The following is a 14833-nucleotide window of genomic DNA, read 5'->3' as shown; positions in this document are numbered from 1 at the left end:
TGTTAAAATAGTAAATAGGTTAATTTTTATTACTTTGGATTTCGCTATATACCTTTTCAATCTCGGATAAACTGGGTTCTCGCTTCATCCATTTCATGCGTTCTTCCTGCGGATCTATCCATCGATAAAGCCAACTGATGCCCCACTTTTTATAATAGGCATCTTCTTGTTTATATATCGGGTCTGTTAGCGATTCTTTAAAGCTGACAATGTTATAGTCTTCTTGTTTTAATCTTGATATGATTTCTGTTAAAAAATCAGCATTAATGGCGTTGTCGTGGCATAAATAAATATGTTTGATCGGGCGGTTGTAAATGGCATTGGCCAAGGTTTCATAAAAGGTAACCAGTTCTATGGTTTTATCCACGTATTGTTGGCCTATGGCTTTGGCTTTGACCGTGTCTCCTGCGCTTAAATAATATTGGTATACGGAATCGAACATCCAATCCGAACTTTCAATGGTGAAAGGCGCTATGGTGTAATTTTTTGACTTTAGGTATTCCCTGATTTGTATATGTTGGGTGGAATCCTTCCCCATATCGTTAAAGGGAAACCGAAAGTATTTGAGGTCTTTATTGTACTTTGAAGCGTATAGTTTTGTTAACTTCTCTCCTTGTTCAATATCCTTTACAAAGCTTTCAAAACCTACTTCTGAATATCGGGAATGACTATAAGTATGGTTGCCTATTACAGCTTGGTTGTTTTTAATCCATTGTTCCAATACCTCTTTGTTCCTATCTAGAAACTCGGTTTTATAAATTTTGTCTTCGTTGATAAAAATGGTAAAAGGTATCTTTAAAGAGTCTAATAGATTTAATAGTTTGGGATTGAAACTATCCTTTTGATATTTAGTTGTATTGGGCACATCATCAATAGTGATAGAAATAGACTTTTGTTGTGAAAAAGCTGTCGCATTGATGAGAAAAATAACACCCGAGATCATTAATTTATAGTTCAATATTTTCATTTTTTGATTATTCTTTTAAAGAATTTATTATAGAAACATCCACCCAATAAATATCCTGGTTACTGGTGTAGAAAAAATATTTACCATCATGGGTTACAAAAGGACACAATTCGTGACCTTCGGTATTAATAATTGGCCCCATGTTTTTAGCTTTCGACCAATGGCCTGCTTCATTTTTAAAGCTGATATACAAATCTCCTCTGCCAAAACCATCTTTTCTTATGCTACAAAAAATGAGGTAGGATTCATCCGGTGAAACAAAGACATCGGCTTCGTAAGCTTTCGTATTTATTGAATCACCGAGTAATTTTGGTTTTTGAAATGCTCCATCTTTAAATTCAGAAGAATAGATATTAAAATTATGCTGTTTATTTTCTACAGCAGCTTTATTTGAAGAAAAATACATACCTCCATCCTTTGCAAACGACATATAATACTCGTTTTTATTGCTATTGATGTTGGTGCCGGCATTTATCATTTTGAGATTCCATTTTTCTCCTTCCCGTTCAATATACCAGATATCATAATCCTTTTTTACATCATCACTTTCTAACGCCTTATTAGATATAAAGTAGAGTCTGTTTTCATCAGGTGGTAGATAAGGGTCATTTAAACTGTACTTATCGTGAGATAGTAAAACTTTAGGTTTGCTCCATGTTTTACCTTCTAATTTGGTATAACGTATTTCTGCCTTCCCGTTAACATCAACTCCATAATAAAACTCGGTGGCTTCCTTATTAAAAACCGAGCCAAACTCAGATTCGCTCTTTTTTGAAATAAGTCCTGGGGCAAAAATTTCTGGTTTTAATTTAGGTGGAGTTTGACCAAGATATTTGAGTTCCTCTTGGTTAGCCTCAATACTTCCCAACATTAAAGGCATCGTGAGCAGAGGAAATACTTTGATTGTGTATACTTTCATTTTTTGATTTATGTATTTAAAATCATGTGACGTCTATTCTAATTGAACAGCAGGTAATATGTATTCGTTTACAATTGAAAAAGGACGGTCTTCCATGTCCGGAAATAAATTATAGTTGCCCCCTGTCATAGTGATGGTTATTTCAATTTCGGGAATTATGATGAGAAATTGACCTCCGTTGCCCCAAGCTTCAATGGTCTTCATCTGTTTTCCACCTACTTCACGTTCCAGCAGCCTCCACAAGTACCCATAATCGGAGTTTTTGGGCCAACTTCCTTTTATATGTGGTTTTATAGATTCATCTATCCATGATCCTGCAATCAGTTGCTTCCCGTCCCATTCTCCCTTGTTCAGCATCAGTAATCCAAACTTGGTAAAATCGATGGGCCGCATATAAAATGAGCCGGCCAAATACCCTCTTCCCTCTGGCGATGTAAGCATTTGAAAGTTATGGATTTCCATGGGCAACAATAATTCCTCGTAAATGAAAAGCGGAAGATAAGTGTCAACCGATTTTTGAATAACTCCTGTTAATAGATTACTGCCCCCTGATGAGTATTCATATACTTCTCCGGGTTCATGCTTCATGGGGAGGTCTAGTTTATAGCCAACCCAGTCATTATGGCCCCATTGCATTTCATCTTCATTTTCAAGTTGTATCCCTGTACTCATGGTCAACGCATGGTGAATAGTAATCCTTTTCTTTTGAACATCATTAATCTTGTATTCAGGGTAATAATCTAAAATGGCGCTTTCAACATTCAACTCTTTGTTTTCCATCATTGCCTTGCCCACTGCCAAGGATGCCATAGATTTAAAAGCGGACCGTACATCATGAAGGTATTCCCTATTATATCCATGAAAATATTCTTCAAATACAAGTTTTCCGTTCTTTGTGATGATAATGCTATGGATGTGTTCAAGGTTTTTGCTATTTGCTTCTTTCATAAAGTTCAAAAGTGACCTATCGATGCCCACATCTTCCAAAGAAGCTGTTTGTATAGTGGAATCCGGAGCTTCTGGAACATTGTACAGGTAGTTTTCGCTTGGTGACCTTGGCAAATAGCCTTCCTGTTGATTATCGTTGAGTTTTTCCAACTGAATTTCCCTTTTTCCTCCAGCATTGCCATACGTAAGGGCTATATTCCTTTTCTCTGTATCATACACAGCCGAAATCCCGAAACGGTCGTTCGTAATCTTGAAATCGATATGATTTTCTTTGATTAAAACCTCATCGATTGTAAAATGCAGTTTCCTATTCTCCTTATTGCTTTGAATATTGGCCTGTACCTTACCTGTAGAATCTTTATAGAATTCCAAATAGACGATATAATCAGTGTCTATTATTTCGGGTTTGTGGATTTTAGACACCCAAGTATCTTCCTTTTTTTCAAAGTTTAGACTTTGCACCCATAGATTATTGGTTAGAACGCCATTGATAATTTTATTATCGTCCGATAGAAACGCATCAAACCGAAGTCCTGAATCATCTTTAAAATTCAAATTTCTACCCATACTTAAAAGTGGATAGGTAGTTTTTTTTGTGTCTTTATAAAGATGAATTTCAGTAGGGCTGTTGGCAGGTGATATCATCAATGAATCATATTCTGATTCAGTTTGAAATAACAGTCCGGACCAGACTCCAATTAATTCATCAGTCTGAAAGTTTGATTTTTGGTTAGAACAAGCTGAAAATAATACAAGAAACAGTAAAACAAAAAGTTGCTTTATAAAAGACTTCATAATCACTTGCTTAAAACTAATTAGCATACATATAATAGGTTAGAATGATTGCAGACATATTATACACCCCATGAGCTACTATTGAGGCTGTAAGTTTCTTGGTAGTTATAAATAGTAAGGTGTACATTATGGTTGGCACTAGGATATCAAACCAATCCAATGCAGTAACTGGCATATGCCCAAATGAAAATATGACAATGGACAAGATTGCCGATATCCATAACCCTGTTTTTGGGTTTTTAAAAACATCCTTTAGGATATTGATAAAATAGCCTCTATTGAAAAATTCTTCCGTAATACCACCACCAATCACACCAAGGGCAATAAAGGATAGAAGTCCTATGATACTGCCATCATACATCTCCAGCATGCCTTTAATATCCTCACGATTTGCTCCTCCTGTGTTGGGAATCAATAGAGTAAACTGTAAGACGGTCCACAATGCTCCAAAACCAATGCCCAAAAGAATATCTTTTTTGAGGTTTACGAATTTGAATCCGATATATTTAAAATTCTTTTTCAGAAGTTTTAGCGACCCATACAGTAATGCCGTAATAGAAAAAAACTGAAACAAAGCCATAAACAATAAGTTGATGCCCTTTTTTCCGCCATTGATTTTTGTCACGCCAAAGAATACATCCGGAATGATAAAAAGTGCATAGCCCAAAATGATGGTCAGGATAAAAACGATTATCGTTTTTGTTTTACTTACTGTGTTTTTATTAGTTGTCATAATCAAGGTTTTTAAATCTCTTGTTGTAATTATTATTCTATTCCAAACTGCCCTTCTATTTCTTTTAAAATCAAATTGGGGTCGTAGCCAATACCCTTTTTAAAAACCGTTTCCACGTTCTTAATGACAGAAGCATCTTCTGCTAAATTTCCATTTAAGATAACAAAATCGGCCCTTTTGCCTACTTCAATTGTTCCTATATCAGAACGTTCCAATGCCTTGGCTCCATTACCGGTCATAATTTTGATAGCTTCTTCTACGGAAAAACCCGCTTCGATGAGCAACTCATAATTTCGTTGGTCACCAAATCCCGGAAGTACATGCCTGCCCGCATCTACACCTGCACACAACAAACCTCCCATTTTATAGTACTGGTATTCAAACTGCATCATCCGTTTTAATCTGTTGTTTCTTGTGATGTCTTTTATATTTTCATCAAAACTTGCTCTTCTTTCTTTATATTGATTCAGCAGAAAGGGCGACATGGCTTTTAATGCTCTTTCATCAGCATAAGCTCTATTGGGTATACTGGCTTCATAAATCGACAAGGTAGATGTTAAAAACACTTTGCTGTCAATCATCAACCGTTGTAATGATTTTACTGCTGGACTTTCTATGATGAGTTCATCCATATACTCACGTCCACCATTACATATGCCATATGTTTTATCGGTTCTAAAATCGCTCGTACTATTTAACCCATGTTCAATTCCGTCAATTCCTGATTTGGTGGCTTCTTCAAAGGTTACGGAACATAAATGCCCTCTTACTTTACAATTATTTTTATGGGCTTCCTCTATTATTACTTTTAAATCATCGGGATTTGTATTACGGTACACTTTAAACCATTTTACACCCGAATTTATCCAATAGCCCATCGTATCTTTTAAATGTACTATATTTCTTGGGATAATCATATTAGGATTACCTCCCTTTCCTGTGATAAAAGGTGCACTTGGAATTATGTCAGGTCCAATTTGTTTCCCCTGCTCTATGGCTTTTGAAAGTGCTATTTCTTTATCTGGTGAGGCCGCTCCACAAGTTTGAATAGTAGTCACTCCTGATGCTAGGTACAATTTGGCTGCTACATCACCTACAAAAGGAAATCCTGGAATATGTAAATGGTTGTGCATGCCAACAATCCCTGGAATAATGGTTTTTCCTTTAAGATTAATTGTAGTGGCCTTTTCGGGAATTTCAATGTCAGTAGCATTTCCGATAGCTTTGAAAATGCCGTTTTCAATAATGACTGTTTGATTTTGTTTTATAGATTTGCCTGTACCATCAACAATTGTCGCATTGGTTAAAACCATCAAATCCTTTTGATATTTAATATAAGGCTGTAAGCTATCGGACAAGCTCCTATTTTGATCCTCTTGTTTGCTCAAAGTACCATTAGCATTGCCTTCCAAAGTGTTATTACAGTTTACAAAACAATTTACGACAGCTATCAAAATATAGCCATAAAACAATTTAGGTGTTACCATCTATTCTTTTATTTTTTTGCTTCAAACAAGCTGTTTAAAAAACGTTCATAAGACTCTTTATCTGTTCTTCTTCCATAAACTCCTTTCGTTTTTAAAGCCACAACAATATCCATAGAAGGAATAACAGTGATATATTGCCCTTGGTTACCTGTAGCTGTATAAGCACCTTTTAATTCAGGTCGAATGTTTGGACTATCCCATATTCTCCACATAAGTCCTTGTCCCCATTTCCACCAAGGCCAATCTTTTAGTCTAGGATCCACTTTATACATCTCTTCATAACTTGTAGTAATGGTAATCATTTTTTCTACCCATGATACAGGTATCACTTGTTCATTTTTCCACTTTCCTTTTCTTAACATAAGATAACCAAGCCTTGCCATATCTCTAGTGGATAACTCAAAATGATAGGCTTTGAATTTAGATTTATTGATATCTCCTGATTTTTGTTGTTTAGACCTGTCCCATTGTTGAAAGTCTATTTTATTTGCAATATCATTTTCAAAAGCTTCGTAAATATCTTTTCCTGTTTCCTGTTCGAAAAGATGACCTGCTACATTAAAATCCCAATTATTATAAATGAAATAAGTTCCTGGTTTTTTACTACCACGTTCTGGAAATAACCATTCATTTCCTCCAGGATTACTTGCTGGATGGTATACTCCTGATTTCGATTGTAGAATATCTAAAATTGTTGCTTCTTTTTCAATCTCTAATAAACCTCCGATATCATCTATGTTTAATTCCTTAAGTGTTTTATTTAGATTAATAATCCCATTTTCTACATATTTTCCATATAACATTGATAATAAGCTTTTCCTAACCGAAGCTATATAACTCAATTCATGTGTATCTCCATAGTCATATATCATTTTACCACTTTGGATAACAATAATTCCTGTAGCATTTGTGCTATCAATGGCATATCTATAAAGCTCATTGATTTTATCTTGACTCCAACCAAAATCCGACACATTTTCCATCATTTCCCATTCCTTTTCAGGATATGTGATGTGTTTCTCTACAGGAATATCTCTCACATATCTCACGCTAAATCCACAACCTTTATTTCCGTATTCTCGTCCAATTTTTTCATTATTCACTCCCATCAAACGTTCGTGAGCTCTTACAGGATCCTGTGAATCTGCTACCCAGAAATTAGCATGTTCATTTTGAAATCTAAAGTCCCCGTAATCTGTACTCCAACCTGCAAATTTTATATCAAATCCTGAACTTCCATTCTCTTTTAATGCTGTAATGCTCTTTTCATTTCCTCTCCAGCCATGTTTGACAGCTAACTCTTTGGGCATACCCACAGCTGTTTCCAATTGCATCCAATCGGCATCTGTTGGTAACCGCCATCCTTTTGGTGCTAACTCATTTGCTTTTTCCCATGAGTATAACACTCCATATTTTTTATACGATTCTGTCTTTTTCGCTTTCTTTACTGAATTCCCTTTGTAACCGTAAACGGATATATTTACTGTATCTACTTCTGGCAGATAAGCGAAGTTTTCGGCAAACCATACTTGGGTACCGATGTTTACGGTCTTATATTCTCTACCATCCTGTGGGTCAATAAATGTATTCTTCTTGGACTCTGAATTAGTTTTTGATTTCTGTGCTTTAACATGATTCTGAAAACCAATTGTAAATACTGTTAAGAGAATGATGATAATTTTTGATTGATTTTTCATTTTGATTTTGATTTTGATTGATGTTATTTTAGTACTATTTGTTATAGTATACTTTGTATAGCGTCATGTTACAGATTTATTAAATGAATTATAGGTTAGCTTTCTCCAAAGAAATTCTAATGGGCCTTGTTTATGATACCTCAACCAAAGAAATGTACATGTGATTTGAACAGCCCAAATTGCCACAACAAAACCTAACAGTTCAAATCTTGAAAAGGCATTAAACATTCCAAAACCATAACCATAAAATAAAATTCCTAAAAGGATGCTTTGAAAAATGTAATTGGATAAAGCGGTTCTTCCTATTTTGGTAAACACTTTAAAGCTTATATTTCTTAAATACTTTTGATATATCCCATTTAACAATAATATATAAGCAATGCCTAAAATTTCTTTAGGGAATGTGAACAACAGTCCTTTAAACATGCTAGTATTCGGAATATGATCTTCATAAGTCCAATGATAATAGCGTAAATAATTTATGATTAAACCAATTATTACAAATAATAAAGTAATAATCCAATAATATTTCCAAGATTTATAATTTGAGAAGATTCCTGTTCTGAATAATAACATGCCCACAATCATAACAATTAACGAAGACAATATTAACGATTGATAATAAAACTCGCCTTTATGAACATTATGATGTTTATAAGAGTCTTTAATACCTTGCCAATAGTTAGGTTTTGGAACCTCTATTTCTTCAGAAAGGTCAGGTTTCTTTATAGAATACCTGCTTTGCCAAGAAGATATTAACTTCTTATCTTCTTCAGTTCTATTGCTTTCCTCTTTATTTAATGCTTTTGTATAATTTACAAAAGACAATTTTCTATTTGTTACATTTTCATACGATTTTATAAATAAAAAGGATGCTAAAAACAGTATTATTAGCACTAGGTTTTTACTTTTCATAGAACGGAATGGAAGCAAAAACAAACCGCATATAGCATAGTGATACAATATATCTCCATCCCAAATAAAATAGGCATGAACAACACCTATTACAAAGAGCCAGAGCAATCTTCGAGCATAAATATCCATTGCTTTTAAGCCATTTGTTTTTTGCTGGAGACGTTCCATAAAAATGGCAAATCCCACACCAAAAAGTAATGCAAACATGGTGTAGAACTTGCCTTGAGTTAAAAAATATACCCAAAAGCGTGTATTGTGGTCTATATATCTTTCATAACCGTATTGCCACGAACTCCATGGATTGGGATAGGCAAAGGATTCTATATTAATAAACAGAATTCCAAGAATGGCTATTCCTCTTAGAAAGTCCAAGGAAGGAATACGCTCTGAAAAACCAGTTGGTTGAATAGGATTCTTATTCATGAAATATTTATTATTATTAATATGAATGTTTAACTATTTGCAACAATACATATAATCTGTAATCATCATTTTTTCGCTTACCAATCTTTTATAAAAATTTTTATTCGCCCTTTTAACCACTTATTTCAACGATTCTATATTAATAAACACTATTCTCAAAAAGATTGTCCTTCTTAAAAATCTAAAGAAGAGATGCGTTTTTGATATATCTATTGATTATATAGAATTCTTATTCATATAATAATGTTAATTTAAAATATGGATTTACATCTAAGAATTTTTCATAAGAAAATGAGTATAGTAAACTTGTTATAACCGAGTAATCATTTATATACTGTTGAAAATCATTTACTCTTTTATGAATTTAAGAGTATTCCCATCATCAAATTTCAAGAAATATATCCCGTTAGTTAAATTTTTAATTTCAATTTTTTCATTATTAGATATTTTTCCATTTGCTATTCCAGAACCAATAATATTGTATATTTTATAATTCTCTGATTTAGTCAAGCCTGATAATTGAATAAATTCTCTGGATGGATTTGGATATAGCTTAGTTTTATTAGTTGTTACTGCGAAATCATCTATAGATAGTGCTGGATTAAGTCCAAATGTCATTGCCTGCTTAGACTGTTGTGTACCACCAGGCAGATTACCAAGTATAGTTAAAGTTAATGTAGTTATGGGGTCGGAAAACTCAATGATTCCATCTGAAAAAGCTACTGTATTTAATTGGTTACCACTAGGGTTTTGTAAATTACTACCTGATAAAATTGTAAAAGAATGATTAAAAGACACCTGCATAGTTCTCCAATATTTACAATAAAGTCTTAAGTTATTAATAGGAGTGGCAAAGGTTATCGACCATTCACTATTATATGAATAATCGAGACATGATTGAGAGTTGCTTAGTGGAGCACTAGAAAAATCGTAACCTGACAAATTATAATTTTCTATAGAGCTATTGTTTATATTACTCATGGTAAATGCCACGCCTCCTAATGTTCCTGTTGTGGGAGTATTGTAAATAGCTCCTTCTTGGGAATATGTTCTAGAGGCAACTGTAATAGTAAGTATTAATAATAAAATGTTGTAAACTTGTTTCATTGTTAAATAATTTAATAGTACTTTTTAGTTTTAATTTTTTAATAACTTATTTCTTTGAATCAAATAGAGAATGATTGCAATGGTAGGGATAATGAACATGGTCAATACCCAAAAGGTCTTATTGTGGATTTTATTTTTTATCATATCGCTTAACATGATTATCCAAGTTGTAAAGAAAACCGTTAGTCCGACAGTAAGGAATATTTGGGAGAACTCCCAGTGTTGAATTTTCATGAATGTTCCAACTATTATCAGCAAGAAGTTTCCTATTACTAAGAGCCAAATAATCTCACTACTAATTTTAAAATCTTCGTTCTTCAATTTTATTTATTTTTAAGTGTTTTTGTTTTTTGTCAGTTTTACTTCTTCTTAATGCAACCCAACATTTTGCTATTGCTTTTATTTTTTGTTAAGTGGTATAATTCTATCAATTTCACCATTAATAACTACAAATAATGCATTTAAAATGGGTGCATTTCCATAAGAATCGTCTTCCCAAGTATAGTTGTGTAAATGAACAAAATCATTTAGTTGTTCTTTGTCAGCTTGTCTTGTGATTATCATCATACATCTCCGTCTTGGAATAGAGACTAATAATTCGTTTGAATTTAAAAGTTCGTGAGCTTTTAGCATATGACTTTTACATAATATTTTCTCACTTGAAAAGTCTTGTCCTGAAGCAGTTAAAACTTTATTATTAAGAGTTTCAGAAATCTCAAATTTAGACTCAATCCTTTCTAAGTTTTCATAGGCTTCTTTAAGTATCTGATTTGGGTCTTTTCCTTCTAAATCTTTGGGCATAAGAAAAACAAAATTACTTGGTGCATCGTAACCAAATGCCACAACAAGTTCAGGTTTTTCTTGTGTTCCCAATAATGTCTGCTTTAAGGCTCCCGCTTGAATTCCAACCCAATCCCCAGGTTTCAAAATCGGAAAGATTTTGTTTACTTGTCCTGATTGAATTTTTTCGATATTACTTTCAAATCGTTTGTCTGATTCTGAATTGCCTTTTCCAAAAATTCTTTTAAATAATGACATAATTAACTTTAGTTATTTTTCGTTTATTAAGACTATAGTCGCCTTATATGTAACTAATATTCTAGATATTGAATTATTTTAATAATGAATCTTAACTGAATCAACCTGATTAAGACCCATTTCATGGAATCTTTTTACCAATTCATTTCCAAAGTTCATAACCAAATCGTCTTTTAATTTATCCATAGCAGCCCATTCTTCCGTTCCAACCCTATAGCTAAAATCTATTTCATCACTATTAGTTGCATAACAAGGTATTGAACATATAGGTTCAATTTTATCCCAATCAACTACTATTAATAGACCAGACAAGATACCAGGTGAATAGGAATCGCCATCTAGTGTAGGGTATTTTGACCGAGAATCAACGGTATAAAAAATGGCAACATTTTCTTCTACAAATTTTTCCGACCATTCCGCTAATTTGGGAATCAAATTCTGTACATTATCATTTTTCTCTATTACTTTTTCCCAGATAGTATCTTGTTCAGTAATATAGGAATAAGCTAAAAAACTCATTTGTTTTCTCGAATTTGCATTGGCACAAAAATGAAAAAGATTAGGAGATTCCCTTTGGTAATAAACGGGTTTTTTATTCTCTTTTCCAAACTGCATTAACATACTAATATCAATAACATTAAAATTTATCTTTCCATCCTTCACCTTAATATATTTACTAATACTATCTGAACAAAGTGTATTAATTTCATCCTTACTCAGATTATAATTATGGGCAAGTCCACGTAAGTTTCTTCGAAACCTTTGTATGTCATCAAGTTGTTCTTGAGGGCTTGGATAAGTCCCAACAGAATCGCAGTATGTAAAAAAACAAGCTACCACTACTAGAAAAAAAAATAATTTACTGATTTTCATAATTGAATTAATTTTTAAAATTTAAAGCTACCATCAGATACAGTAATGATGTAGCATATTATTTGAAGATTTTTTACAAATTAGAAAGAGACTTTTCAAAGTCGTTTAATTACTGCATAAAATCTACTCGTAGCAGTCTCCTGTTGCAACTGGTTCTTTGGGGTAATCACTGACCATAAACTTTAAAGGTTTTATGTAAATTCTATTTTTTAATTCTATACTAAATGCAGTTGATTCATCCCATTTCCATATCTTCTTTTTGCGGGTTACCACTTTATCTGAAATCACTTCGGAAATTTCTTCTTCTCCAGTTATTTTTCCACAAAATACTTTTACCACCATTTTAGTACCATCTAGATCTCTTTTAATATTAGTATGTTGCAATAGGGAGCGGGTAAAACCCCACTTCGACCTTTCCTTCATATCTTCTGAAGAAAACACTTTGAAATAAGCATATTTTTTGCCCCCAAAAAGTGCAGTAAATTCTTCTTGTCTCAGACCCCCTTTATTATACATCTTTTTTCCCACAAATATCTCAATGTCAATCCCATCACAATTAAAATGCTCTTCTTTCAGGTCGAAAGACAAGATTAAGTCTTTAAAAGTATAACACTCAAGTGCGTCGATTTTTTGACTGCCTCCTTTTACAAAGAAGCCTTGAGTAGCAGATTCCGTTTCCTGTTCACTTGAAGTTTCCTGTTCAATTTCAATTTGAGCATTTAAGGGTAATGCTAATAAGATTAGCATCATCGAAAATAAGATAGATTTTCTTTTCATTTTTCAATTAGTATATGTTAAATTAATAATTCAAAGCTGTTGATTACTGACAATTGGTTTCATATTGGTTCCCAGTTGTATAGTGATAAAGTGTTTTGCTATAGTTTCCATTCTCATACATAGATATCATGTCAAAATACTGGAAGGTACAATGACCATCTGACCATGTAGCTTTTGCAGCTACTTCAACAATACGACCAATGTAAGATGCAGTGATTACATCACTCCAACTACCAGAGGTAATTACAACCTCGTTAAATTTCTCTTTCCAGCCTTTGTCCTTTGCATGTTTTTGAAGTGCTTTTAAAGCTTCCGTTTTTATTTCATCATCAACCATGGCAGTAGCAGGCATTTTAGGATTGTCTATCCAGCTATTCATAAATATTTCTTTCTGCTTTCTGAACTTCTTTTCTATATCATCCTTAGCCTTGAATTCCATTTCCATAATTTCTTGTTCGTTATATTTTTTCTTTTCATCTCCAAATAGAAATATAGATTTATTGCCTTCATTATAGATATAATGAATTCCATCTGCACCAAAGTATATATACTCGTCCGGATCACTTCTCCCCCAATACGTGGGAGTATCATAATTCATAAAGATATTTGGATTTAAATGATGTCTGTAAAAAGTTTGGGTATCCATTCTACCTTTAAGTGTAAGCATTTTTACTTTGGCTCCAAAAACTACATCGATTGTATTTTTATCGATTACTTTCACGTGCATTGTACTCTTCTGACCCAATGAGCTAATTCCTTTATAATATTTATCAATTTGAAATCTTTCATTTGCTGGTGCTTTGGCATATTTAGTCAACAGTCTAGGAAAGTAGAATTTTTCCTTTCCGCTTTCCAGCATTTTTCGTCTTAATTCTGCGGAACTCTTTTTGGAATTGACCAAGGATTGATCTTGGGAAAGGATTTCATAATAATCAGCCGGATCTGCGGTGGCATAATTAAAGTTACCGTTGAATATGTATCGTTCAAGATATTCATCGTTTTCAGCTATAAAGTAAAAATACCCATCACCTACAAATAAGTATAGCCCATCTGTACCTTGAACTGCTTTCATATCTCTAGTATTTTCTGTTCCGTCTGTGTTTTTAAAGGTTACGGTAAGTTTTTCATTATCGCAGCAATTAAATATTTCAATAGTGCCATCACTAGCAGTACGATAATAGGTACCATTTTTTAATTGTTGTGCTTGGATTGTAAAACCCATACAAATTAAAAATAAGCATAAAGTCATTTTTGCTGTTCTCATAAAAATAAATTAGTGTTTAAAATGGGTTGAAAATCATTTTTCAATATGAAATTAATATGCTGAAAAAAGGTTTAATAAAATAAAAATAATTGTTGTCGTTCTATACAAAACACACAACAGGTTAGTTAAATGAAGCATTCAAGGCCAAGCACTTGTACTATAGCTACTCATAGCAATTACCTGTTGCAACTGGTGCTGGAGGAAAACCTTTCATTAGAAGTTTAAAAGTTTTTATGTAAATTCTATTTTTTAATTCGATATCAAAAGTAGAGGAATCCGTCCACTTCCAAGTATTGTATTTACGGGTTACCACTCGATCTGAAACCACTTCTGATGTCTCTCCTTCTCCCGTTATTTTTCCACACAATACTTTCACCATCATTTTAGCACCTTGAACATCGCTTTTAATACTAGTATACTGCAATCTAGAACGTGTAAGAAAGTGCTGTGAAATCGTACAATACCACTTCGCCTTTTCTTCTATATCTTCCGAAGAAAAGATTTTGAAATAAGCATATTTTTTATCACCAAAAAGTGCAGTAAACTCATCTTGATCTATACTAAAATTTTTATAAGTTATCCAGCCAGTTTCTGCTGTACCTATTTTAATTTGAATGTCAACCCTATCACAAACAAAATGTTCTTTTTTTAGGTCAAAGGATAAGGTTAAATCTTTAAAAGTATAACACTCAAGAGCTTCTATTTTTTGACTACCTCCATTTACAAAAAAGCCCTGAGTAGCAGATTCCGTTTCATTTGAAACTTCCTTCGCCATTTCAATTTGAGCATTTAAGGGTAATGCTAATAAGATTAACATAGTATACAATAGGTTTTTAATTTTCATGGTAATTTTTTATGATTAACTTTAAAATGATACTACAAACTCGTTT

At 33.0% G+C, this 14833-nt stretch carries 14 protein-coding genes; all 14 read right to left on the bottom strand.

The genetic code is table 11. The features are described 5' to 3' along the window. Positions 1 to 19: 19 nt before the first annotated feature. The 14 genes from ACULEV_RS18535 to ACULEV_RS18470 all read right to left on the bottom strand — a co-directional run bounded on the left by ACULEV_RS18535 (position 20) and on the right by ACULEV_RS18470 (position 14787). A complete protein-coding gene (locus ACULEV_RS18535) occupies positions 20 to 967 on the bottom strand; it encodes a polysaccharide deacetylase family protein (RefSeq protein ID WP_445456539.1) in 948 nt (315 codons plus the stop codon). Between the two features lie 7 nt (positions 968 to 974). Continuing rightward, positions 975 to 1886: a hypothetical protein gene (locus tag ACULEV_RS18530; protein WP_445456538.1), complete on the bottom strand. Its 912-nt coding sequence runs from the start codon at positions 1884 to 1886 to the stop codon at positions 975 to 977. Between the two features lie 33 nt (positions 1887 to 1919). Next, complete coding sequence (locus ACULEV_RS18525; RefSeq protein WP_445456537.1) at positions 1920 to 3629, bottom strand: serine hydrolase domain-containing protein; 1710 nt, start codon at positions 3627 to 3629, stop codon at positions 1920 to 1922. 16 nt (positions 3630 to 3645) lie between these two features. Beyond that, the gene (locus ACULEV_RS18520; protein ID WP_445456536.1) at positions 3646 to 4362 is read right to left on the bottom strand and encodes a lysostaphin resistance A-like protein; all 717 of its coding nucleotides are present in this window, start codon (positions 4360 to 4362) and stop codon (positions 3646 to 3648) included. Between the two features lie 32 nt (positions 4363 to 4394). Then, positions 4395 to 5849 (bottom strand): amidohydrolase family protein, encoded by a 1455-nt coding sequence (locus tag ACULEV_RS18515; protein ID WP_445456535.1) that lies wholly within the window; start codon positions 5847 to 5849, stop codon positions 4395 to 4397. 8 nt (positions 5850 to 5857) lie between these two features. Further along, positions 5858 to 7546 (bottom strand): FISUMP domain-containing protein, encoded by a 1689-nt coding sequence (locus ACULEV_RS18510; protein WP_445456534.1) that lies wholly within the window; start codon positions 7544 to 7546, stop codon positions 5858 to 5860. A gap of 63 nt (positions 7547 to 7609) precedes the next feature. Then, positions 7610 to 8884 (bottom strand): DUF418 domain-containing protein, encoded by a 1275-nt coding sequence (locus ACULEV_RS18505; protein ID WP_445456533.1) that lies wholly within the window; start codon positions 8882 to 8884, stop codon positions 7610 to 7612. A gap of 348 nt (positions 8885 to 9232) precedes the next feature. After that, positions 9233 to 9991: a T9SS type A sorting domain-containing protein gene (locus tag ACULEV_RS18500; RefSeq protein WP_445456532.1), complete on the bottom strand. Its 759-nt coding sequence runs from the start codon at positions 9989 to 9991 to the stop codon at positions 9233 to 9235. A 30-nt stretch (positions 9992 to 10021) separates the two neighbouring features. After that, complete coding sequence (locus tag ACULEV_RS18495) at positions 10022 to 10249, bottom strand: GldL-related protein (RefSeq protein ID WP_445458564.1); 228 nt, start codon at positions 10247 to 10249, stop codon at positions 10022 to 10024. Positions 10250 to 10390: 141 nt separating this feature from the next. Next, on the bottom strand, positions 10391 to 11029 hold the full coding sequence (locus ACULEV_RS18490; protein WP_445456531.1) for a hypothetical protein: 639 nt from the start codon (positions 11027 to 11029) through the stop codon (positions 10391 to 10393). Between the two features lie 78 nt (positions 11030 to 11107). Continuing rightward, entirely contained in the window at positions 11108 to 11902 is a 795-nt protein-coding gene (locus tag ACULEV_RS18485) for a hypothetical protein (RefSeq protein WP_445456530.1), read from the bottom strand. A gap of 123 nt (positions 11903 to 12025) precedes the next feature. Next, on the bottom strand, positions 12026 to 12679 hold the full coding sequence (locus ACULEV_RS18480) for a hypothetical protein (RefSeq protein ID WP_445456529.1): 654 nt from the start codon (positions 12677 to 12679) through the stop codon (positions 12026 to 12028). Between the two features lie 43 nt (positions 12680 to 12722). Continuing rightward, complete coding sequence (locus ACULEV_RS18475; protein ID WP_445456528.1) at positions 12723 to 13943, bottom strand: hypothetical protein; 1221 nt, start codon at positions 13941 to 13943, stop codon at positions 12723 to 12725. 163 nt (positions 13944 to 14106) lie between these two features. Further along, on the bottom strand, positions 14107 to 14787 hold the full coding sequence (locus tag ACULEV_RS18470) for a hypothetical protein (RefSeq protein ID WP_445456527.1): 681 nt from the start codon (positions 14785 to 14787) through the stop codon (positions 14107 to 14109). Between the last annotated feature and the right edge of the window lie 46 nt (positions 14788 to 14833).

The organism is Flavobacterium sp. HNIBRBA15423 (assembly GCF_052655965.1).
This window is presented reverse-complemented; position numbering and strand designations above follow the sequence as displayed.